The following is a 22333-nucleotide window of genomic DNA, read 5'->3' as shown; positions in this document are numbered from 1 at the left end:
GCGACCGATGCTGACGCGACCGATGCTGACGCGACCGATGCTGACGCGACCGATGCTGACGCGACCGATGCTGACGCGACTGATGCTGACGCGACTGATGCTGACGCGACGGACGCTGACGCGACCGATGCTGACGCGACGGACGCTGACGCGACTGATGCTGACGCGACCGATGCTGACGCGACGGACGCTGACGCGACTGATGCTGACGCGACGGACGCTGACGCGACTGATGCTGACGCGACTGATGCTGACGCGACTGATGCTGACGCGACTGATGCTGACGCGACGGACGCTGACGCGACGGATGCTGACGCGACGGACGCTGACGCGACGGACGCTGACGCGACGGATGCTGACGCGACGGACGCTGACGCGACGGATGCTGACGCGACCGATGCTGACGCGACGGATGCTGACGCGACGGACGCTGACGCGACGGATGCTGACGCGACCGATGCTGACGCGACGGACGCTGACGCGACGGACGCTGACGCGACCGACGCTGACGCCGACTCCGACGGTGGCGAGCTGGCCGAAGCGATCGTGACGCACAAGCGGATCATTCGCGGCACCGGCGTCATGCAGGTCGTGAACGGCAGCAACTTCGAGCCGGGCGAGACGGTTTCGGCCACGGTGATGTCGACTCCGTTCGACCTCGCTCCGGTCGTGGCTGACGCCGCAGGCAACGTGCGGTTCACGTTCCCGATCGACGCTCAGTTCGAACTCGGTGCTCACCGAGTCGAAGTCACCGGATCGGTCTCGGGCGCACTCCCGGTCGAGCGCGAGCACACCGCGTTCACCGTGGTCGCCAAGAGCCTGCCGGCGACGGGCGTCGACCCGAGCGGTCTGTTCTTCGGAGGGGCTGGAGCCGCCGCGCTTCTCCTCGCCGGAGCCGGACTCCTGCTGATCCGCAGAAAGCAGAACGCCTAAACGATAGAAAGGGGTGGGCGCATCCTCGATGCGTCCACCCCTTTCTCGTCCCCCCAGGCACCCGATCCGGAAGTCATGTGACAGCTCCACAACAACGCACCGGTCGCTCCCGCGTCGGTCAGACGATCGCCGCCGCGATGACTCTCGTCATCCTCGTCGGCTACGGCTTCGTCAGCGCCACCTTCACCCAGCCGTCCTCGCCCGCCCGTCCGGCCGTCGCCGACGCTTTCGCGCCGTACTTCTCGCAGCGGTGGAACGTGTTCGCCCCGAACATCCTCAAGGCCAATCGCGAGCTGCAGATCCAAGTGCAGTGGCGCGAAGACGGCGAGCTCGTCCACAGCGACTGGATCGACGTCACCGACATCGAGTTCGGCGCGGTTCGCGGCATCCCGACTCCTTCGCGCATTCAGAAGAACAGCTACAACGCGACTTCTGCCTACATGTCCCGCTACAGCGCGTTGACCGACGAGCAGCGTGAGCGGGTGCGCGACACCTTCATCGAGCGGCGCGAGGGCGACGAGTTCGGTCCGATCTCCGACGACGAGCTCATCGACGACCTCGACGCGCTCGGAGAAAGCCGATCCAGCGTCATCCGGTTCCTCCGCTACGACTACATGCTCGGGCGCTTCGCCCGCGCGTTCGGCACCGCCTACTTCGATCGCGAGATCGAGCGGGTTCGCTGGCGAGTGCAGATCGAGCGCGCGAACGACTTCTTGCACCGCTTCGACGAGACGGCCCAGTACGAGACCACGCTGGTCACTTTCGGCTGGCGCCAGCCCACCGCCGAGATCGATCCGCAGGTGCTCGCGATCTATGACGACATCGTGCAGAGATACGCGGGCAGGTGAGGGCCATGAGTACGACCACTGAAAAGCCGACGGATGCCGCACCCCCCGCCCCCGCGCGGGAGCGGATCGCGGCGGCGCTCGCCCCCCGCACGCTGTGGCGTCGATTCGCGGGTTGGCTGACAGACGCCCAGCACGCGACGGTGAGCTTCTCGATCCTGCGCATCCTCTACGGGCTCTCGATGCTCATCGTCCTGATCCCGAGCCTGCCCGACCGTCACTACCTGTGGGGCGCCGGATCCTGGTGGGTCGAGCCCGAGGCGCGGCGGCGCGGCTGGTGGGAGCCGCTGCGGATGATCTTCTCGAAAGAGAGCGTCTTCTGGTTCGACGTCGCGTACGCGGTGCTCATCGTGCTCGCGCTGCTCTTCCTGGTCGGCTTCAAGACGCGGTGGGTCACCCCCGTGCTCCTGGTCTTCTGGGTCGGGCTGTCGACGAACAGCACGCTGCTCACCAACGGCGGCGACACGCTCATGCGGATCATCCTGCTGTTCGTCGTCTTCGCCAACCTCAGCCAGCACTTCTCGGTCGACGCGTGGCTGCGCCGCCGCTCCCAGGCAGCGGGGCGGGAACCGCGCGCTCTTCCGCAGTGGCTTCCGCGGTGGCTGGTGAACTGGGCGCACAACACCGTCCTCATCCTGTGCTGGTACCAGATCCTCCTGGTGTACCTGGTCTCCTCGCTGCTCAAGCTCGCCGGCGAGGAGTGGGTCGAAGGCACGGCCATCTACTACGCGCTCAGCATCGATCAGTTCCGGGTGTTCCCCGTTCTGAGCGACCTCGTGTGGCAGTTCACCCCCGCGATCGTCCTGGGTTCGTGGCTCGCGCTGTGGGTGCAGCTGCTCCTGCCGGTGCTGGCGATCTGGCGCCCGACGCGGTACATCGCGGTGGCTCTCATCACCGGCATGCACCTGGGCATCGCGATCCTCCTCAGCCTGTGGCCGTTCTCGCTCGCGATGATCGCGCTCGATCTGCTGCTCGTGCGCGACACTTCGTGGCGGCGAGCAGCGGGATGGGTCGCAGCGCGGGGCCGTGGCATCCGTCGGGCACTTGGCGATCCGTCGAAGCAACATGAGGCCGCATCGATGCCGCCGACGGACCCGCTCGCGGAATCCGCCGACGCGGGCGACCACACGCACCCCGGCGAGCCGGACCCTTCGGGGGCACGCACCCGCCGCAACGCCGTTCGTCGATGATCGATGCCGTCGTCGTCGGCGCGGGCGTCAACGGCCTCGCGGCTGCGGTCGTGCTCGCGCGCGCCGGGCTCGACGTCGAAGTGTGGGAGGCCAACGCCACCCCCGGCGGCGGCGCCCGGACCCTGCCCCTCACCGAGCCCGGATTCGTGCACGACTGGGGTTCGGCGGTGCACCCGATGGCACTCGCCTCGCCGTTCTTCCGAGCGTTCGGGCTCGCAGACCGCATCGAGCTCACGGCGCCCGACGCTTCGTACGCGCAGCCCATCGACGCCGATCGCGCCGCCGTGGCGTGGCGGGACCTGTCGCGCACCGCGGACGGCCTCGGCCCTGACGGCAAGGCCTGGCGAAACGTGTTCGCCCCGCTCGTCGAGCACAGCGACCAGCTGATCGAGACAGTCATGGCGCCGATGCTGCCCCTGCCGGCTCACCCCTTCGTTGCGGCGCGGCTGGGACTGCGGATCGCCCGGACGGGGCTCCCGCGCGCGCCGTGGGGGTTCGCGGGCGAGGCTGCACCGGCGCTTCTGGCCGGGGTGTTCGCGCACTCGATCAGCAAACTGCCGTCTCTCGCCGCGGCCGCTCCCGGCCTCGTGCTCGCGACGCTCGCCCACACCGTGGGCTGGCCGATCCCACACGGTGGCAGCCAGGCCATCACCGACGCCATGGTGGCCGACGCGAGAGCGCACGGTGCTCGCATCCTGCTCGACCGTCGCGCGCTGTCGTTCGACGACCTGCCGCCGGCACGCGCGGTGTTCTTCGACACGTCGCCGCGATCGCTCGTCGCCCTCGCGGGCGATCGTGTTGCCTCGCGCTACCGGCGTGCGGCGACGCGGTACCGATACGGGGATGCCGCCACCAAGGTCGACTTCGCGCTGCGCGGCCCGGTCCCGTGGGCGGCGGGCGAGGTGTCGCATGCAGGCACCGTGCACCTCGGCGGCACCTGGCGCGAGGTCGCCGCCGCCGAGGCCGAGGTCGCCGCCGGCCGCCACGCGAGCCGGCCGTACGTGCTGGTCTCGCAGCCGGGCATCGTCGACGCCAGCCGCGCTCCCGAGGGCAAACAGGCGCTCTGGACGTACGCGCACGTCCCCGCCGGGAGCGACGTCGATGTGCGCGAGTCGGTGATCGCGCAGCTGGAACGCTTCGCCCCGGGATTCCGCGATCAGGTCATCGCGAGCAGCGTCACGACCGCGCGCGACCTCGAGCGCGGCGACGCGAACCTCATCGGCGGCGACATCGCCACCGGGCAGGTGTCGCTGCGACAGCTCGTGGCACGGCCCGTGCTGTCGCGTGCGCCGTGGCGGGCCGGCCGGGGAATCTACCTCTGCTCGGCGGCGACGGTGCCCGGTCCGGGTGTGCACGGCATGGGCGGATTCCACGCCGCCCGCCTGGCGCTGAGCGAGGTGTTCGGCCGCCCCGCGCCCGACCTCACCCCCTGAGACCTGGGCCGGGGGGTGAGCGCCGGCCGCAGCATCCGGATTATTCGTACAGGAGCCTCGCAAAACCCCCCGCTTACCATTGAGCCCATGTGTGGAATCGTCGGATACGTCGGCCCCCGGCAGAGCCAGGCCATTCTGATCTCGGGTCTGTCGCGTCTCGAGTACCGCGGATACGACTCCGCCGGCATCGCCGTGATCGACGGCAACGGGGGCCTCGGCATGCGCAAGCGCGCGGGCAAGCTCAAGATGCTCCGCGACGACCTCGCCGCCAGCCCGCTCGCCGACGGCACGACCGGCATCGGTCACACCCGCTGGGCCACGCACGGCGGGCCCACCGACGGCAACGCCCACCCGCACCTGGCCGACGACGACAAGCTCGCCGTCATCCACAACGGCATCATCGAGAACTTCTCCGAGCTCAAGTCCGAGCTCGTCGCCGAGGGCTACACCTTCCTCAGCGAGACCGACACCGAGGTCGCCGCCGTACTCCTCGGACGCGAGTACCGCCGCACCGGCGACCTGGTGACCGCGTTCCGCGATGTCGTGACGCGCCTCGAGGGCGCCTTCACGCTCCTCGCGATGCACGAGGACCAGCCGGGTCTCGTCGTCGGTGCCCGCCGCAACTCGCCGCTGGTGATCGGGCTGGGCGAGGGTGAGAACTTCCTCGGATCCGACGTCGCCGCCTTCGTCGAGCACACCCGCAATGCCCTCGCGATCGGCCAGGACCAGATCGTCGCGATCACGCCTTCGGGTGTCGAGGTCACCGACTTCGACGGCAACCCCGTCGAGGTCGAGCCGTTCGAAGTGACGTGGGATGCCTCGGCCGCCGAGAAGGGCGGCTGGTCGTCGTTCATGGCCAAGGAGGTGTCGGAAGAGCCCGAGGCCGTCCGCAACACGATCCTCGGCCGCGTCCGCGACGGCGAGGTCGTGATCCCCGAGCTCGACGGCATGGACGAGTTGTTCGCCGGCATCTCGCGCATCATCGTCATCGCGTGCGGCACCGCGGCATACGCCGGCCAGGTCGGCAAGTACGCGATCGAGCAGTGGACCCGCATCCCGGTCGATGTAGAGCTCGCACACGAATTCCGCTACCGCGACCCCGTGATCGGCCCCGACACCCTCGTCGTCTCGATCAGCCAGTCGGGCGAGACCATGGACACGCTCATGGCCGTCAAGTACGCCCGCGAGCACGGCGCCAAGACCCTGTCGATCTGCAACACGCAGGGCGCGACGATCCCGCGCGAGTCCGACGCGATCGTCTATACGCACGCCGGGCCCGAGGTCGCGGTCGCCTCGACAAAGGCGTTCGTCGCCCAGATCACCGCGCTGTACCTCACCGGCCTGCACATCGGTCGCGTGCGGGGCGTGGTGAAGGCTGCGGATGCGGCATCCCACGTCCGCGAGCTCGAGAGCATTCCGGCCAAGATCTCGCAGATCCTCGAGCGGGAGCAGCCGCGCATCGAGCAGTTCGCGCACTGGATGGCCGACACCCGCTCGGTGCTGTTCCTGGGCCGCCACGTGGGCTACCCGATCGCGCTCGAGGGCGCGCTCAAGCTCAAGGAGCTGGCGTACATCCACGCCGAGGGCTTCGCCGCCGGCGAGCTCAAGCACGGCCCGATCGCGCTGATCGAGCCAGGCCAGCCCGTCTTCGTGATCGTGCCGTCGCCGCGCCAGTCGGCCGAGATGCACAAGAAGGTCATCTCGTCGATCGAAGAGATCCGCGCGCGCGGCGCCCGCGTCATCGCGATCGCCGAAGAGGGAGACGCCGCCGTGCTGCCCAAGGCCGACGAGGTGCTTCGCATCCCGCTGGCCGGTCCGCTGTTCGAGCCGCTGCTGGCCGTCGTGCCGCTGCACATCTTCGCGATGGGTCTTGCCACGGCCAAGGGCCTGGACGTCGACCAGCCCCGCAACCTCGCCAAGTCCGTCACCGTGGAGTGAGCACCTGGGGAGTAACCCTGCGTCGACGACGTGCGTCCTCGCCGAATACGCAGGCTGCGTTCGGCGATGACGTAGAGGTTCGGCGACCACGTGCGTTCTCGACGCCCGTGGGGGACGCCGCGGGAGCGCGATAGGGTGACGGATGCCGCGGCCGCGGCGCGCGGGAGGACCACATGATCGTCGGAATCGGCGTCGACCTCGTCGACATCGCACGGTTCGAGCGCACGATCGAGCGGACTCCACGACTCATCGAGCGGCTCTTCTCCGGCTCGGAACGCACGCTCAAGCCGCATTCGCTCGCCGCGCGCTATGCCGCCAAGGAGGCGCTGATCAAGGCGCTCGGCGGCTCGGACGGCGTCCACTGGACCGAGATCGAGGTCGCGTCCGAGGCATCCGGTCGCCCCCGGTTCATGCTGACCGGCTCGACCGCCGCGGTCATCGCTCGGCGCGGGATCACGGCCGTGCACCTGTCGCTCTCGCACGACGCCGGGCTTGCGACCGCGTACGTCATCGCCGAGTCGGTGACCGCCGCCGCGGGGGATGAACCGTGAGCCGCCTTCCCGCCGGCGTGCTGCGCGAGGCCACTGTCGACGTCGGCGCGATCGCTGACAACGTGCGCCACCTGCGGCGGCTCACCGAGTCCGAGGTGATCGCCGTCGTGAAGGCCGACGGGTACGGGCACGGTGCGGTCCGCACGGCGGCCGCCGCGCTCGAGGGCGGCGCGACGCGGCTCGGGGTCTCAGACATCGCCGAGGCTCTCGCCCTGCGGCGCGGCGGCATCGACGCTCCGATCCTCGCGTGGCTGCACGCGCAAGGCGCTGACTTCGCGCTGGCCGCCGCCCACGGGATAGAGCTCGGGATCTCGAGCCTCGAGCAGTTGCAGCAGGCCGCGGCTGCGGCATCCGCCGACCGTCCCGTCTCGGTGCACCTCAAGCTCGAGACCGGCCTGTCGCGCAACGGCATCGCGCCCGCCGACTACCGCGTGGTGTTCGCCGAGGCCGCACGCCTCGAGCGCATCGGCAAGCTGCGCGTGATCGCCCTGTTCAGTCACCTGTCCAACGCATCGGCCGATGACGATCGCGCTGCCCTGCGCGTGTTCGACGAGGCGGTCGGCGTGGCGGCGGCCCTCGGACTCGCGCCGCCGCTGCGCCACATCGCCGCCACCCACGCCGCGATCGCGCTGCCCGAGACGCGGCTCGGCTGCGTGCGCATCGGCATCGGCCTCTACGGTCTCTCGCCGTTCGACGACCGCACGTCGGCCGACCTCGGACTGCGCCCCGCCATGACGCTGCGCGGGGCGGTCGCCGCCGTCCGCCGCGTTCCGGCGGGCACCGGTGTCTCGTACGGCTACGCCTACCGCACCGACCGCGAGACGACGCTCGCACTCGTGCCCCTGGGCTATGCCGACGGCGTGCCACGACAGGCGTCGGGCGCAGGACCGGTCGTGATCGGCGGTCGCCGGCACACCGTCGCCGGGCGCATCGCGATGGACCAGTTCGTGGTCGATGTCGGCGACACCCCGGTCGCGGTGGGCGACGAGGCCGTGCTGTTCGGCGACCCCACCCTCGGCGTGCCCTCGGCGACTGAATGGGCGGATGCCGCCGGCACCATCAACTACGAGATCGTCACGCGCGTCGGCCCCCGCGTCCCGCGCCGGCAGGTGGCCGAATGAGCGGGCGACGCGTGCGCAACTCCGGAAGGCCGGCGGCGCCAGCCCACCCGTGGCGCGGATTCCCGGGCGTGCGAGTCGAAGAGCGGGCGATTCATCAGGAGTTGCGAACGGGGGAGGGGCCGTGAGCGGGCTCGACGCGCTGGTCGGCACGCGCGAGATCGCGTCGCCCCATGACATGGAGCAGCTCGGCGAGGAGATCGGCCGGATGCTGCGCCCAGGTGACCTCGTCGTGCTCACCGGTCCGCTCGGCGCCGGCAAGACGACCCTCACCCGCGGCATCGCGCAGGGTCTCGGCGTCCGAGGTCCGGTGCAGAGCCCGACGTTCGTCATCGCGCGGACGCACCCTTCGCTCGTCGACGGTGCGCCGCTCGTGCACATAGACGCGTACCGCCTCGGCTCGCCCGCCGAACTGGACGACCTCGACATCGACTTCGAAGCCTCGGTCGTCATCGTCGAGTGGGGTCGCGGCATGGTCGACGGACTGCGGGACGCCTGGTGGGAAGTCGAGCTCGACAGGGATGGGCCCACGCGCCCGGAGGCTCCGCGCGACGCGCTTGAGCCCACGCGCCCGGGGGCTCCGCGCGACGCGCCAGCGGCGCGTGGAGAGGGCGTGGGGACGGCGCGTGGAGAGGGCGTGGGGAGCCATGGTCGCGGGCAGGACGACGCCTGCTACGGCGTGGCGCACGAGGCCGAGCTCGACGCGGACACCCCGCGACGGGTGACCATCGCGCGCCGGCCGTAGCAGCGGCATCCGTCGACCGTGTCCTTTCTCGCGCGACCATGTTGGTTCCGCCGTGACCTTGTCACTTTCGCCGCGACCATGTCGGCATGGTCGGTGTGAGAGGGACATGGTCGGTGTGAGGGGGACATGCTCGGTGTGAGGGGGACATGGTCGGTGTGAGGGGGACATGGTCGGCGTGAAACCCACATGGTCGGTGTGAAACCCACATGGTCGGTGTGAAACCCACATGGTCGGCGGGGGAGCGGGCGGGGGAACGGGAGGGGGCGCGGCCGCCAGGACCGACGCCGACGGACCCACCGTTACGCTGGAAGGCGTGATCCTGGGCATCGACACATCGCTCGGCACCGCCGTGGCGGTGGTCGAGCCCGACGGTGTCGTGCGCGCGCAGGTCGAGAGCGCCGACCCTCGGGGCCATGCCGAGGTGATCGGCACGCTGATCCAGCGGGCGCTGGCCGAGGCATCCGTCACGGTCTCCGACATCTCGTACGTCGCCGCAGGAATGGGGCCGGGCCCCTTCACCGGACTGCGCGTGGGCATCGCGGCAGCCCGGGCGTTCGCGCTCGGGCGGGGTGTGCCGGTCGTTCCCGTCGTCAGCCACGACGCCGTCGCGCTCGAACTGCTGCTGCACGACGCCCTCACCGGCGGATACGAAGACGCCGCCGACGAGTCGTTCGCCGTGGTCACCGACGCCCGCCGGCGCGAGTTCGCCTCGACGCTCTACCGCGGCCTCGACGACGACGGGCTGCCGGTGCGTCTCGCGGAGCCCGCCTTGACACCCCGCGACGACCTCGACCGGATGCTGCAGGCTGCGGGAGTGATCCGACGGGATGCCGAGCGCATCCCGGCTGCCATGCTCGCGCTCGCCGCCTCCCGCGCCGTCGTCGCCGGTCGTACGATCGCGCCCGCCGACGTGCTGTACCTGCGTTCGCCTGACGTGACCATGCCCGGCGCCCCGAAGCGGGTGAACCTGTGAGCCTGCGCCCTGCGACCGCCGGCGATCTCGACGCGATCATGGTGCTGGAGCGTGCGTCGTTCCCCACCGATGCCTGGTCGGAGGCGATGATGCGCGAAGAGCTCGCCTCACCCCACGGCTGGTACATCCTCGACGAAGAGGCCGGGCGGCTCGTGGGTTATGCGGGTCTGCGTGCCGTGAGTCGGGCGACGGATGCCGACATCCAGACCATCGCGATCGCCGAGGCGGCGCGCGGGCGTGGCCGTGGGCGCACGCTGCTGCGTGCCCTGCTCGAAGAAGCGGCGCGGCGCGGCGTGCGCGAGGTGTTCCTCGAGGTGCGTGCCGATAACCCCGGCGCGCAGGCGCTCTACGTCTCGGAGGGATTCCTCGAGGTCGGCCGCAAGCCGCGTTACTACCAGCCCGACGACGTCGACGCCGTGGTGATGAAGCTCGACCTGCGCGGGTGGGCCCCGGGCGCGGGGCAGACGGGGCCGGCCGCAGGACGGACTGGCGCGGCATGGCAGGGCGGGGCGTGCACATGAACCGCGAACCGCTGGTGCTGGGCATCGAGACCAGCTGCGACGAGACCGGCATCGGGATCGTGCGCGGCCGCACGCTGCTGTCGAACACGATCGCGAGCTCGATGGACGAGCACGCCCGCTACGGCGGCGTCGTGCCCGAGGTCGCCGCCCGCGCCCACCTCGAAGCCTTGGAACCCGCGATCAGGGCCGCACTCGCCGAGGCGGACGTCGCGCTCGCCGATCTCGACGCAGTGGCCGTGACCTCTGGGCCCGGCCTGGCCGGTGCGCTGATGGTGGGCGTCGGCGCGGCGAAGGCGCTCGCGGTGTCGCTCGAGAAGCCGCTGTACGCCGTGAACCACCTCGTCGGGCACATCGCGGCCGACGTCCTCGACGGCGACGCGCCCCCGCTGGAGTACCCGACTGTCGCGCTGCTCGTCAGCGGCGGCCACACGTCGCTGCTGCTCGTGCGCGACCTGACCAGCGACGTCGAGCTGCTCGGCGAGACGATGGACGACGCCGCCGGCGAGGCCTTCGACAAGGTCGCGAGACTGCTGGGGCTGCCCTACCCCGGCGGTCCCGAGATCGATCGGGCCGCGGCATCCGGCGATCCCCTCGCCATCACCTTCCCGCGCGGCCTCTCGCGCGCCAGCGACATGGCCGCCCACCGCTACGACTTCTCGTTCTCGGGGCTGAAGACCGCGGTCGCGCGGTGGACCGAGCAGCGCCAGGCGGCCGGTGAACCCGTGCCGGTGGCGGATGTGGCGGCAAGCTTTCGCGAAGCCGTCGTCGATGTGCTGGTGACGAAGGCCCTCGCCGCCTGCCGAGACCACGACGTGCCGCGCCTGCTGCTCGGTGGCGGCGTCATCGCCAACCGCCGTCTGCGCGACGTGGCGCTCGAGCGGGCGGCGGCCGAACGCGTGACCGTCCGCATCCCGCCGCTGTCGCTGTGCACCGACAACGGCGCGATGATCGCAGCGCTGGCGTCCGAGCTCATCATGGCGGGCCGCCCGGCGTCGACCCTCGAGTTCGGGGCGGACTCGACCCTGCCCGTCACCGAGATCCAGGTCGCGGGGTCGGCATGAACGAGGACGAGCGGATGCCGCGCCCCGGCCCCTCCCCAGAGGCCGGCCCCCCACACCCGCAGTCCCCACCGTCGACGGACGCGAAGGTCGAGGCGCCGTCACCGGACGTCGCGCTCGCCGATGAGGCGTCGCCGCTTCCGGGCGCGCATCGAGGCGGGTTCCGCCGGCTGCCCACGGCGCCGATCCCGGTGACCGTGCAGTCCGCACCGGCCGAGCCCGGCACTGAGGAAGAGGCGCCGTCGGCGCAGTGGCTCGCGTCCGGTGAGCCGGCCATGCATCGCGGGCTCGCAGGCTGGGCCCTCGCGTTCGCGATCGCCGGGCTGATCGTGTCGCTCTTCGTCGGCTGGGGTTTCCCGATCGGCCTGGTCGCCGTGATCTCCGCGATCCTGGCGCTGCGGCGACCGCTCGAGAGCCGCGCGGTGGGCGTCTGGGCGATCGCCATCGGGGTGGTCTCGATCCTCTACAGCTCCGGGTGGCTGCTCTACGCCGCGACGCGGGCGAACCTGCTCGGCTGAGTGGGCTTCAGACGCGGTCGGCGAGGATCGCGGTCCGGCGCGAACCGATACGGGTCACGAACAGCGTCGCCGACTCGGGACCGCTGAGCTTCAGACGTGTGCGCAATGCCGCGGGATCGACATCCACCCCGCGCTTCTTGATCTCGAGGCGACCGATGCCGCGTGCGCGGAGCGTCTTCGACAGGCCCTTCACGTCTGCGGGGAGCATCTCACGCACCCGGAACGACGACACGAACGGCGAAGTGAGCGCCGCGTCCGACGTGAGGTAGGCGATGTGCTCGTCGAGCATGCCGGCTTCGAGCGAGCGCGCGACATCGCCGATCAGGCGCGCCCGGATCACGGCGCCGTCGGGCTCGTGCAGGTACGCGCCGAGGTCTCGGACCGGCTCGTCCGCGGCATCCGCCCCCGCCGTCAGCTCGTGCGTGCTCTCACCGCGGGTCACCAGCGCCGCCCGGCGCACGCCGTCCCGCGCGAGAGCGCCCGACCACAGCACGAGCTCGATCGTGGACCCGTCGGCGCTCACCCATTGCGCTTCGACGTGGTCGGGAATGAGGCCTCGGTCCAGCCCCGGACCGAGCTTGATGCCGGTCGGCATGCGCCGCGCCACGTCGAAGGCCCAGTCCAGCGACGGCGACCAGTCCTCGGGCCGCGTGCGCGTGGTCTCGGCATGGCCTGCCGTGCGGCGCGCCGGATCGAGCCAGACGCCGTCGACGGAGGACAGATCGGATGCCTCGGCCTGACCGTGGCGCACCTCGACGTCGTCGCCGAAGGGGGCCAGGTTGTAGGCGGCGATCGCGGCCGTCACCTCATCGGCGTCGACCGCGTGGACCTGAAGGCCGAGAGCCGCCAGCCCGAGCGCGTCGCCACCGATGCCGCAGCCGAGGTCGGCCACGCGGTGGAAGCCCGCATCGCGGAACCGCGCCGCGTGCCGCGCCGCGATCGACAGCCGCGTCGACTGCTCGAGACCCGCCCGGGTGAACAGCATCCGTTCGGCGAAATCGCCGAACTTCGCGCGGGCGCGCACCCGCAGCCGGGCCTGCCCCACGACGGCGGACACCAGGTCGGGGGAGTGACCGTCCTTGCGCAGCCGCGACACGGCACGGGCGACGTCGTCGGCCGATTCGATCGGCGGTGTCGCATCGAGAAGGCGCAGCCCCTCAGACGTCAGGAGGGCGGTGAGCTCGGACAGTTGCACCCGCCGAGCCTACGGCGACATCCCGGGGAGTGCCCCGACCGAACCCCCTGCAAACCCCTAGGCGCCCCGGCGAGACTCCGGGGGGATCCCCGATGTTGCGGGCGTGCTCCCGGGCGGACACTGATGGAGCAGCCGCACCGGCACTCAGACAGAAGGACAGGGACATGCCTGACATCGAAATCGAAGACAACATCGTCGGCAGCATCGTCGACTCCGGCAACATCGAGGACAACAACGTCGGCAACACCGACGTCGACGTCGAGGACAACAACGTCGGCAACGTCGTGGACTCGGGCAACGTCGACGTCGAGGACAACAACGTTGCCAGCGTCGTCGGCAACGACGACAACAACATCGGCAACACCGTGGACTCGGGCAATGTCGAGGACAACAACGTCGCCAGCGTCGTCGGCAACGACGACAACGTCATCGGCAACGACGACAACAACATCGGCAACGTCGTGGGCAACGAGGACAACGGCAACACGGACTCGTACAACGACACCGAGGTCGAGATCGAAGACAACGGCAACACCGACTCGTACAACGAGACCGACGTGGACATCGAGGACTCGGGCAACGAGACCGACATCGACGTCGAGGACTCGGGCAACGAGGACTCGTACAACGAGACCGAGATCGACACCGAGATCGATGTCGAGGACGTGGGCAACACCGACTCGTACAACGACACCGAGGTCGACGTCGACATCGAGGACTCGTTCAACGAGACCACGCTCAACGACGACTCGGTCACGGTGGGCGTGCGCCAGTACAACACCGGTGTGGGCGGCGACCTGAACGTCGCCAGCTACATCAAGGGCGCGGCCGCTGCTGCAGTGGCCGGACACGGCGGCGACTTCGACCTGGACATCGACAACCGCGCCACGGTTCTCGACCAGTCGGTCAACCAGAACATCGTCGCGGGCGACGACGTCAACCAGTTCTTCGGCCAGGAGGCCGTTGTCAACTCGGGTGACAACGGCGCTGCTGCCGGTGACGACGCCACGGTCGACAACTCGTCGGTTGAGATCGAGGTCGGTGACGTCTGGATCGGCAACGAGTGGACCACCACCACGATCAGCGACTCGTTCCAGGACAACTCCACCAACACGGAGTGGGAACTGGAGGTCGAGATCGACGACGCATTCAACGACAACTCGACGAACACCGACGTCGAGGTCGAGGTCGAGGACGCGTTCAACGACTACGAGGTCACCAACGTCGAGAACGAGTTCGAGTGGGAGAACAGCGGCAACTTCTTCAGCCCTGACTCCAACGTCGCGGACGACGTGACGTTCTGACCGACAGCGAGATCACTTGCCCGGTCGCCTCTTCGGAGGCGGCCGGGCAAGACCATTTGGAGCATCGCTCCCACGCGCGCCCGTGATTGATAACGTGTGAGGCGGGGAACAGCGAAACGAGGGGATCGTTCGTGGCTGAAGACACTGTTGTCAGCGAGGCCGGCACGGGGGATGCGGACATACCCGCCCCGACGCATGTGAAGCCTGCGATGAGCAAGGCGCTCGTGACGATCGCCGACAACGTCGGTCAGCTGGCGTCCGCTACGGGGCGCGGCGATCTCGCTCAGCGGCTACAGCACACGCACGCGCGTCTGCAGGACCCGAACGTGCGGGTCATCGTCGTCGGCGAGTTCAAGAAGGGCAAGAGCAAGCTCATCAACGCGCTGGTGAACGCGCCGGTGTGCCCCGTCGACGACGATGTCGCGACGAGCGTGCCGACCTCGGTCGGCTACGCGGAGAAGCCCGACGCCTGGGTGACGATCCAGGAGAACGAAGACGACGAGCCCCAGAAGCAGCAGATCGCCCTCGAGGACCTCGCCCAGTTCGTGTCCGAGAGCGGCAACCCGGGCAATGAGCGCAAGGTGACGGCGGCCGAGGTCGTACTGCCGCGGGAACTGCTCAGAGGCGGGCTCCGGCTGGTGGACTCGCCGGGCGTGGGCGGCCTGGACTCCACCAATGCCCTCGCCACGCTGGCGGCCCTCTCATCGGCCCATGCAGTGCTGCTCGTCTCGGATGCGTCACAGGAGTACACCGAACCCGAGGTGCAGTTCCTCAAGCACGCGATGCGGGTGTCGCCGAACGTCGCCGCCGTGCTCGCGAAGACAGACCTGTACCCGCAATGGCGCGACATCGAACGGCTCGACCGCACGCACCTGGGCGACGTCGGAGACGTGCCGATCTTCTCGGTGTCGAGCGACCTGAGGCTGATCGCCGCCGAGGAACGCGACCGCGACCTCAACGCCGAGTCCGGATTCCCTGCTCTCGTGTCACACCTGCGGCAGGAAGTGCTGGGCCGTGCCGAGCTGATCCAGGCGCGCAGCGCCGTCCACGACCTCGTCTCGGTCGTCGAACAGCTGAAGATGTCGCTGACCTCCGAGCTCGAGGCGATCCTCCACCCGGAAGACACTCCGAAGCTCATCGCCCAGCTCGAGTACGCCAAGGCCCGCGCCGACGAGTTTCGAGGCCGGTCGTCGAAGTGGCAGGTACAGCTCAACGACGGAGTCGCCGACCTCATCTCCGACATGGAGCACGACCTGCGCGATCGCCTGCGCAAAGTGCAGCGCGAGGCCGAGAACGCCATCGACGAGGGCGACCCCGGGCCGATCTGGGACCAGCTGACGGAATGGCTCGATCAGCGCATCTCGGCCGCGGTCTCGGAGACCTTCGTGTGGACGGATGAGCGGTCGCGCTGGCTGTCGGAGGAGGTCGCGGAGCTGTTCATCGAGGGCGAGGGAGACCTGCCGGTCATCCACGTCGGCGACACCGAAGGCGTCCTGGACGACATCGAGAACATCGCCACTCTCGATCACGGCCAGCTGGGCGCCGGCGAGAAGCTCTTCATCGGCGTGCGCGGCTCATACGGCGGCGTTCTGATGGTCGGCCTCGCGACGGGGCTCGTCGGTCTCACCCTCATCAATCCGCTGTCTCTTCTCGCGGGTGTGCTGGTGGGCCGCAGGGCCTATCGTGAGGACATGGGGTCACGACTCTCTCGGCGCCGCTTCGAGGCGAAGAACCTCGTCCGCCGCCACATCGACGAAGTGCAGTTCCAGGTGGGCAAGCAACTGAAGGATCGTCTGCGGATCGTGCAGCGCGCCGCACGAGACCACTTCGGCAGCATCGCCGACGAGCTGCACCGCTCGCTGTCTGACTCGGTGCTCGCCGCCAAGCAGGCCGCCGGCACGTTCGCCGGCGAGCGTGAGCAGCGCATCAAGGAGCTGCAGCAGCAGGTCAGCCAGCTCGAGGCCCTCAAGACCAAGATCCCCGCCCTGCCCCCCATGAAGCTTGTGGAGGCTGCGAAGCGGTGAGGCGGTCGACCCAGGAAGACGCCAGCGCACTCATCCGCGCCGCGTCCGAGCGCTACCTCGACGACCCCGCGGCCATGGCGGTGCTGTCCGACCTGGACCGCCGCCTGCGCGAGCCATTGCGCCTGGCGCTGGCCGGGATGGTGAAGGCCGGAAAGTCGACGCTGCTGAATGCCATGCTGGGCGAGGAACTGGCGCCGACGGATGCGGGGGAGTGCACGAGGGTCGTCACGTGGTACCGCTACTCGGCGACGCCCACCGTCACCATGCACCCTCATGACGGGGCGCCCCGACGGATGCCCATCCGTCGCGATGACGGTCGCCTCGTGCTCGATCTCGGGGAGGTCGCGGCCGAGGATGTCGCGTGGATCGACGTGGGCTGGCCGATCACAGGTCTTCGCTCCATGATCCTCATCGACACTCCGGGGATCGCCTCACTCTCGCGCGACGTGTCGGTGCGCTCGACCGACTTCCTGATCCCCGACACCGAGCCCTCTTCGGCAGATGCGATCGTCTATCTGATGCGCCACATGCACGCGTCGGACCTCAAGTTCCTCGAGTCGTTCCGAGACACGGCGGCGGGAGCGTCCCGCACCGTCAACGCCGTCGCGGTGCTCTCACGGGCCGACGAGATCGGTTCAGGCCGCATCGACTCGATGCTTTCGGCCGGCAAGGTCGCCAGGCGGTACGAGAAGGACGGCGACCTGGCATCGCTTTCGCTCGGAGTCGTTCCGGTGGCCGGGCTGCTCGCCGAGAGCGCTCGCACGCTGCGGGAGGACGAGTTCGCGTCCTTCCGCGAACTGGCAAGTCTCGACCGCGCCAGCCGGGAACGCCTCATGGTGTCTGCCGACCGGTTCACCCGTGCGTCGGAGCTCACGACCCTCAGCGTCGAGGTGCGTCGCGCGCTCCTGGGACGCTTCGGCATTTTCGGCGTGCGGCTGGCGAGCGCCCTCATCCGCGGGGGCGTGACCGACTCCACCCAGCTGTCGGAGGCGCTCGTCCAGCAGAGCGGCTTGAACGAGCTCCAGCAGTTCATCCGCGACCAGTTCCGGACTCGGGCCGGCGCACTCAAGGTGCGCGGTGTGCTGGACGCGCTAGAGGTCCTGCTCCAGGAGCGACCGCGACCGGGCGCCGAAGAGATCCGCGGGGGAATCGAGCGGATCTACGCGACTGCGCACACTCTGCGGGAGCTGTCGCTTCTCTCTCGAGCCCGCGCAGCCGGTCTGCCGTTGACCACCACCGACGCCACGGACGCCGAACGGATCATCGGCGGCGACGGCACCTCCGCGCATGCACGACTGGGGCTGGAGGAGGCCGCCACCACCGAACAGCTGCGTGAGCGCGTCAACGAGCGGCTCATCCACTGGCGCACGCTGAGCCAGTCGCCTCTCGCAGAGCGCGCGACCGTCGAGGCGGCACGTGTCGTCATCCGCAGTCTCGACGAGATCGCGTCAGAACTCGCCGGCGCTGTCGCCACCGGCACGACGGACGTCATGCCGACGGGCGGTCCACTGCAGAGCGCCGCGGAAGGTGCTGAAGAGGAGCGCGACGAGGGCGAGGCCCCATTGGGCGAGGAGGACCTGGCGCACCAGCGGCCCGTTGTCGCCCACCGCGATGATCTCCAGTGACAGCAGGAACAGCAGGATCTGCGCCACGACTGTCCCGAGCTGCCACCATCTGACGTTCGGCTTACGGTTCGAGAAAGACACCAGCAGCACGATCTGCCACAGCAGCAGTCCCACCGCGATTCCGAACACCGCCCAGTAGATGATGTCGGCGGCAGCCGTGTACGTCTCGTCGCTGCGACCCTCCGACACGCCGCGCACCGCGTCGGCGATGAGCGGCAGCTGGTCTTCGCGGATCACGAAGATGTAGACGACCGCGATGGCGCCTGCCAACAGGCTCATCACCCAGAGGAACTGGCTGATGCGTACCGTGAACGGCGGCGGGAACTTGGTGAGGACCGGAGCCGCGTTGGGGTTCGCGGTGGGCGGACGCTCGGGAGCCTCCCGCCGGGGCGGGGGCGTCGCGCGTCCGCGCTGGGGCGGCCCCTGCGGCGCGGGCTGTGCCGGTTGCACCTCCGACGCGGGGACCCTGGCCACCGGCACCCGGCCGATCGCCTGGGAGCCCGGTGGAGGCGGCGGCATGGCATCGGAGGGCACGGGCGACGTGCTTCGGCCAGAGCCGCGTGCCGTCTGTCGCCGAGGCGCCGGCTGCTCCGCCGGATCTTCGAACGTCGGCGGCGGCGGCTTGGAACGACCGCTCGCGCGCCCTGGCTGAGCCAGTGCGCGCGAGCGGTCGTCGTTGCTTCGAGTGGTCACGTGGACCCCTACATGTCTTCTTCGGGCTCGGGCTCCAGGTAGATGTCGTCCACCACGACAGCGCCGTCGGACTCGTAGTTGCCCTCGTTCGAGGCCTCGACCTCAGTCTCGACCTCGGTGACGGTGGCTTCGTTGAAGGAGTCGTCCACCTCGACGTCGACCGCGACATCCGTCGACTCGTCGTTGAAGGACTCTTCGGCCTCCACCTCGATGTCGGTCTCGGTGTTCGTCGAGCCGTCGTTGAACGAGCCGTCGATGTTGGTGGTGGTGTCCTCGTTGCCGACCGAGATGTCACCCGTCTCGACATCCGTCTCGGAGTTGTCGACGTCCGCGTCCTCGCCGGCGGCCGCGCCGTTGTCGCCGCTGTTCACGATGGCTTCCTGGTCGAAGATCTGGTTGACGTCGCCGTCCGCCCAGATGTTCTGGTTGACCGACTGGTCGACGATCGTCGCCCGGTTGTCGATCGAGAAGCTGTTCGTGATGTTCATGATCTCCTTCTCGACGGAAGGGGGTCCGGGAGGGCCCGGAGGCATCGGGGGCTTGGGGTGCACGTCGGGGCGGTCGACGATGACCGGCGCCACGGCGCGGACATCCTCGACGCACGCGTCGCTGAGACCCACACGCGACAGCGTGCCCTGCGGGTCTTCGTCGAACTCCTCCGACGCAGCGGGGTCGTTCAACAGACTGAGGATGAACTCAATCAGTGCGTCGGCAATCGTTGCCAGCGGTGTAGTCATGACTCGGCTCCTGTCACTTCGAAACTCATTCCTGAGATTAGGTCGTTCTCACAATCGGCGAATCGGGGGTTTCCCCGAATCGATGGGGGCTCTGTAGGGGGTTCTCGCCGCACGTCTTCACGATCCCTCTTCGGAGGTACCCGATTGCGTCAGTGCGACACGCAACTTGGCGATCAGGTCGGAGCGGGAAGTGGCGCCGAGACGCCGTCGGATGCTCGCGATGTGGTGCTCCGCGGTGCGGGGGGAGATGAAGATCGTCTCGCCGATCTCGGCGTACGTCTTGCCCTGCACGACCAGGCGTGCGACATCCGTCTCACGCTCGCTCAAGCCCGCGACCGAGCCCGTCCGGATGGGGCCGGTCGTCTCGACGGGAGCGTCCGAGGTGCGGACGTTCTCGGGCGGGTGGATCTCGCGCGCGCGCGCGAGCAGACGTGCCGAGACCTTGCGGTCCGAGGCCCGCCCCGCTCCCTGACCCGCCAGACGTGCGGCATCCCACTGCAACCCGATGCCCGCGAGCGCGTGCGCCGCCGACTCGACCTCATCGGCATCCACCGAGCCGGCCAGGACCGATGTCCACAGGCGTCCCGCCCTGGCCATCGTTGCCGCGACGTGGCTCGTCGGTGCGGTCTCGACGAGCGCGTGCGCGTGCGGACTCAGCGCGTCGGGATGGTTGGTCAGGATCCCCTCCTGGATGCCCGCCCACCGCAGGTGGGCCGACCAGAGTGCGGGTGAGCCCAGTCGCTCGACGATGCCCAGTGCGTTCGTCAGCAGTTGATCCGTGGTCCGCGAGTCCCCGACGCGGGCGCCCGCGCTGACGAACTCGACAAGCGGCAGAAGGGTATAGAGGTCGACATCGGCATCGAGCAGACCCGCGCGTGCCGCGTTCCACGCCTGGGCGAGGGCGGTCGCGTCCTCATACCGCCGCGCCAGCCCGATGCGGATGGCCTGCACCAGCAGGTCGTCGCGCGGTGCCGGCTTGGGGGTCAGTGCGAGCGCGGACTCCAGCGCTTCCCGGGCCTGCGGTCCACGCGCCTGCTGGAGGGCGACCCACGACCGCCAGAGGAGCAGCCGCGACAGCACCCATGGTGTGCCGGTGTGCCCGTCGACGGCCGCATCCAGAACGGAACGGGCCGACGCGAGGTCGCCGCTGCTGAGGGCGACGATCGCGGCGATGATCGCCGGGTGCTCGGGCATGGGGGCGGAGCTCTGGGATGAGGTGTAGAGGTGAGACGCCCGCACCAGGTCGGCCAGTGCCGCCTCCATGCGGCCCTCGCCCAAGGTCGCGAGCAGGCCGCGCCGCAGCAGCTTCATCGAGACGCCGAGCGTCGAGGGGGCTGCGCTGTCGACGGTTTCCGTGGCGGTGGTCGCGGCTGCGTGGCCCACGCCCATCCGGGCGATCAAAGCACGGACGGATGCCTCGGCGTCGGTCGGCGCGAAGGCGTCGTAGAAGCTGCACCCGGTCTCGAGCATTCCCCGCATCGACCACGACGCCGCAGCGACGTCGGCAATGCGCGCGTTGACCGCGTCGCTCCGGTCGGCGTGTGCGATGGCGTCGTCGATCAGCTGCGTGGCAGCGTCGATGTCGCCGCACGCCCATGCCGCCTGCGCGCGCTTGGCGGTGGCATCGGCGGAGGTCGCCCCGGCCTGCGAGGCAGCCGTGTACAGCTGTCGTGCCCGCTGCGGGTCGGACTCGAGAAGCTGGTCGGCGCGTTCCAGGAGCGCGGTGGTCAGCTGCGGGTGGTGCACGCCGGCCAAGACCGTCGCGCCCGCATCGGCGAACGGATCCACGCCGCCCGGAAAGCTCGAGAACAGATCGACCAGCCGGCCGATGGGAAGACCCGCACGCACCGCGGCCTGCACGATCGGCACCGGGCGACCGCCCCGCAGCAGAAGCCCCTCGGCGTAGCCCTGGGCGGCAGCCCGCTCGGGATCGTCGAGCAGCGCCGCGGGGAGCGGTCCGTCGTGGGAGGTGACGACGCAGATCGTCTCGATCATGCGCCGCACGTCATCGTCCAGGACGTCGAGCCGGTGCGCCACGTTCTGTTCGAGCACGCGAGTGAGCGCCGCGTGGGAATCGTCGGCCTCGCAGTCCCGGTCGTCGTGCGCGGCCAGCGCAACCGAGACCAGCCACGACACGCCATCGGTCATCTGAAGGATGGTGTCCAGACACAGGGGTGACAAGGTGCGGCCCTGCGCGGCGAGGTGGTCGAGCACGTCGGCGCGGGTGAGGTGACCGAGCACGACGGCGGGACGGCTTCGTTCCAGGTGCCGTGCGATCGACGACAGCTCGTCGGTCAGCGGCCATGGCCGACTGGTCGCGACCAACGCGGCGCCGGGGTCGGACGCGCGGATGCTCAGGCCCTCGAGCTGCTCCGCGGGGACGAGGTGCAGATCGTCGACCAGCAGGATGCTCGACGACGGCACCTCGGTCACATCCGTTTCGGGGTTCAGCAGAGCCAGCGGCATGCCGCTCTCGGCGAGGAACCGCTGCGCGCTGCGGAGTACGGTCGTCTTACCGGATCCCGCGTTTCCGGAGACGAGCACGCGAGGCGGCGCATCGGCCGCCGTCAGCGCGTCGATGAGGGGGCGCGCGTAGCGCGGGCCCGCGAAATCCGCAGCGTCGAAGAACGACGCCACCGTCGATGTCGGCGTAGGCATGATCGATCGGCCCGATGGATCAGGTGGCGGTGTTCGGGTCGGGAGTGGCCGCGGGTTGTGGCTCGACCGGCGCGTCGCCGGTTCCTCCGGTGTCGCCGGTTCCTCCGGTGTCGCCGGTTCCTCCGGTGTCGCCGGTTCCTCCGGTGTCGCCGGTTCCTCCGGTGTCGCCGGTTCCTCCGGTGTCGCCGGTTCCTCCGGTGTCGCCGGTTCCTCCGGTGTCGCCGGTTCCTCCGGTGTCGCCGGTTCCTCCGGTGTCGCCGGTTCCTCCGGTGTC

General features: G+C 69.7%; 19 protein-coding genes. 15 read left to right on the top strand and 4 right to left on the bottom strand.

From position 1 onward, the window contains the following. From K0817_RS01840 to K0817_RS01785, 12 genes are all read left to right on the top strand, one after another. Positions 1-933, top strand: a 933-nt coding sequence (locus tag K0817_RS01840) for an LPXTG cell wall anchor domain-containing protein (RefSeq protein WP_219979401.1), incomplete at its 5' end; no start/stop codon positions are given. A 137-nt stretch (positions 934-1070) separates the two neighbouring features. After that, the gene (locus K0817_RS01835; protein WP_219979400.1) at positions 1071-1781 is read left to right on the top strand and encodes a DUF5819 family protein; all 711 of its coding nucleotides are present in this window, start codon (positions 1071-1073) and stop codon (positions 1779-1781) included. Between the two features lie 5 nt (positions 1782-1786). Beyond that, the gene (locus tag K0817_RS01830; RefSeq protein ID WP_219979399.1) at positions 1787-2968 is read left to right on the top strand and encodes an HTTM domain-containing protein; all 1182 of its coding nucleotides are present in this window, start codon (positions 1787-1789) and stop codon (positions 2966-2968) included. Continuing rightward, on the top strand, positions 2965-4401 hold the full coding sequence (locus K0817_RS01825) for an NAD(P)/FAD-dependent oxidoreductase (RefSeq protein WP_219979398.1): 1437 nt from the start codon (positions 2965-2967) through the stop codon (positions 4399-4401). The genes K0817_RS01830 and K0817_RS01825 overlap by 4 nt, the downstream gene beginning before the upstream one ends. Positions 4402-4488: 87 nt before the next feature. After that, positions 4489-6339 carry a glutamine--fructose-6-phosphate transaminase (isomerizing) gene (glmS, locus tag K0817_RS01820; RefSeq protein WP_219979397.1) on the top strand — a complete coding sequence of 617 codons (1851 nt, stop codon included), beginning with the start codon at positions 4489-4491 and terminating at the stop codon, positions 6337-6339. 173 nt (positions 6340-6512) lie between these two features. Beyond that, on the top strand, positions 6513-6890 hold the full coding sequence (locus K0817_RS01815) for a holo-ACP synthase (RefSeq protein WP_219979396.1): 378 nt from the start codon (positions 6513-6515) through the stop codon (positions 6888-6890). Next, positions 6887-8011 carry an alanine racemase gene (alr, locus tag K0817_RS01810; protein ID WP_219979395.1) on the top strand — a complete coding sequence of 375 codons (1125 nt, stop codon included), beginning with the start codon at positions 6887-6889 and terminating at the stop codon, positions 8009-8011. The genes K0817_RS01815 and alr overlap by 4 nt, the downstream gene beginning before the upstream one ends. Before the next feature lie 175 nt (positions 8012-8186). Further along, complete coding sequence (tsaE, locus tag K0817_RS18765; protein ID WP_374209513.1) at positions 8187-8753, top strand: tRNA (adenosine(37)-N6)-threonylcarbamoyltransferase complex ATPase subunit type 1 TsaE; 567 nt, start codon at positions 8187-8189, stop codon at positions 8751-8753. A gap of 313 nt (positions 8754-9066) precedes the next feature. Next, positions 9067-9726: a tRNA (adenosine(37)-N6)-threonylcarbamoyltransferase complex dimerization subunit type 1 TsaB gene (gene tsaB, locus K0817_RS01800; RefSeq protein ID WP_219979394.1), complete on the top strand. Its 660-nt coding sequence runs from the start codon at positions 9067-9069 to the stop codon at positions 9724-9726. Continuing rightward, positions 9723-10247, top strand: a complete 525-nt coding sequence (gene rimI / locus K0817_RS01795; protein WP_219979393.1) for a ribosomal protein S18-alanine N-acetyltransferase — start codon at positions 9723-9725, stop codon at positions 10245-10247. Before tsaB ends, rimI begins: the two co-directional genes overlap by 4 nt. Next, on the top strand, positions 10244-11308 hold the full coding sequence (gene tsaD, locus K0817_RS01790; RefSeq protein ID WP_219979392.1) for a tRNA (adenosine(37)-N6)-threonylcarbamoyltransferase complex transferase subunit TsaD: 1065 nt from the start codon (positions 10244-10246) through the stop codon (positions 11306-11308). Before rimI ends, tsaD begins: the two co-directional genes overlap by 4 nt. Next, the gene (locus tag K0817_RS01785) at positions 11305-11823 is read left to right on the top strand and encodes a hypothetical protein (protein WP_219979391.1); all 519 of its coding nucleotides are present in this window, start codon (positions 11305-11307) and stop codon (positions 11821-11823) included. Before tsaD ends, K0817_RS01785 begins: the two co-directional genes overlap by 4 nt. Positions 11824-11830: 7 nt before the next feature. Here K0817_RS01785 and K0817_RS01780 read toward each other — a convergent pair whose 3' ends face one another. Further along, positions 11831-13018 carry a class I SAM-dependent methyltransferase gene (locus K0817_RS01780; protein ID WP_219979390.1) on the bottom strand — a complete coding sequence of 396 codons (1188 nt, stop codon included), beginning with the start codon at positions 13016-13018 and terminating at the stop codon, positions 11831-11833. Between the two features lie 164 nt (positions 13019-13182). On the opposite strand from K0817_RS01780, the gene K0817_RS01775 reads away from it, so the two are divergent. From K0817_RS01775 to K0817_RS01765, 3 genes are all read left to right on the top strand, one after another. Next, complete coding sequence (locus K0817_RS01775; protein WP_219979389.1) at positions 13183-14322, top strand: hypothetical protein; 1140 nt, start codon at positions 13183-13185, stop codon at positions 14320-14322. A gap of 209 nt (positions 14323-14531) precedes the next feature. After that, entirely contained in the window at positions 14532-16346 is a 1815-nt protein-coding gene (locus tag K0817_RS01770) for a dynamin family protein (RefSeq protein WP_219979402.1), read from the top strand. Then, on the top strand, positions 16343-17971 hold the full coding sequence (locus K0817_RS01765) for a dynamin family protein (protein WP_219979388.1): 1629 nt from the start codon (positions 16343-16345) through the stop codon (positions 17969-17971). The genes K0817_RS01770 and K0817_RS01765 overlap by 4 nt, the downstream gene beginning before the upstream one ends. Before the next feature lie 701 nt (positions 17972-18672). On the opposite strand, the gene K0817_RS01760 is transcribed toward K0817_RS01765, so the two are convergent. From K0817_RS01760 to K0817_RS01750, 3 genes are all read right to left on the bottom strand, one after another. Further along, a complete protein-coding gene (locus K0817_RS01760) occupies positions 18673-19401 on the bottom strand; it encodes an IniB N-terminal domain-containing protein (RefSeq protein WP_219979387.1) in 729 nt (242 codons plus the stop codon). A 117-nt stretch (positions 19402-19518) separates the two neighbouring features. Continuing rightward, a complete protein-coding gene (locus tag K0817_RS01755) occupies positions 19519-22059 on the bottom strand; it encodes a LuxR family transcriptional regulator (protein ID WP_219979386.1) in 2541 nt (846 codons plus the stop codon). Positions 22060-22078: 19 nt separating this feature from the next. Further along, a partial coding sequence (locus K0817_RS01750) for a hypothetical protein (RefSeq protein ID WP_253735118.1) occupies positions 22079-22333 on the bottom strand: 255 nt, incomplete at its 5' end.

It is taken from the genome of Microbacterium sp. HD4P20, assembly GCF_019449275.2.
Classification (GTDB): Bacteria; Actinomycetota; Actinomycetes; order Actinomycetales; family Microbacteriaceae; genus Microbacterium.
This window is presented reverse-complemented; position numbering and strand designations above follow the sequence as displayed.

Coding starts and splice junctions, on each gene's coding strand:
- K0817_RS01755 (WP_219979386.1), bottom strand. CDS start 22,059: ATGCCTACGCCGACATCGACGGTGGCGTCGTTCTTCGACGCTGCGGAT.
- K0817_RS01830 (WP_219979399.1), top strand. CDS start 1,787: ATGAGTACGACCACTGAAAAGCCGACGGATGCCGCACCCCCCGCCCCC.
- K0817_RS01835 (WP_219979400.1), top strand. CDS start 1,071: ATGACTCTCGTCATCCTCGTCGGCTACGGCTTCGTCAGCGCCACCTTC.
- K0817_RS01815 (WP_219979396.1), top strand. CDS start 6,513: ATGATCGTCGGAATCGGCGTCGACCTCGTCGACATCGCACGGTTCGAG.
- K0817_RS01760 (WP_219979387.1), bottom strand. CDS start 19,401: ATGACTACACCGCTGGCAACGATTGCCGACGCACTGATTGAGTTCATC.
- glmS (WP_219979397.1), top strand. CDS start 4,489: ATGTGTGGAATCGTCGGATACGTCGGCCCCCGGCAGAGCCAGGCCATT.
- tsaD (WP_219979392.1), top strand. CDS start 10,244: ATGAACCGCGAACCGCTGGTGCTGGGCATCGAGACCAGCTGCGACGAG.
- K0817_RS01825 (WP_219979398.1), top strand. CDS start 2,965: ATGATCGATGCCGTCGTCGTCGGCGCGGGCGTCAACGGCCTCGCGGCT.
- tsaE (WP_374209513.1), top strand. CDS start 8,187: ATGGAGCAGCTCGGCGAGGAGATCGGCCGGATGCTGCGCCCAGGTGAC.
- K0817_RS01785 (WP_219979391.1), top strand. CDS start 11,305: ATGAACGAGGACGAGCGGATGCCGCGCCCCGGCCCCTCCCCAGAGGCC.
- K0817_RS01770 (WP_219979402.1), top strand. CDS start 14,532: ATGAGCAAGGCGCTCGTGACGATCGCCGACAACGTCGGTCAGCTGGCG.
- K0817_RS01775 (WP_219979389.1), top strand. CDS start 13,183: ATGCCTGACATCGAAATCGAAGACAACATCGTCGGCAGCATCGTCGAC.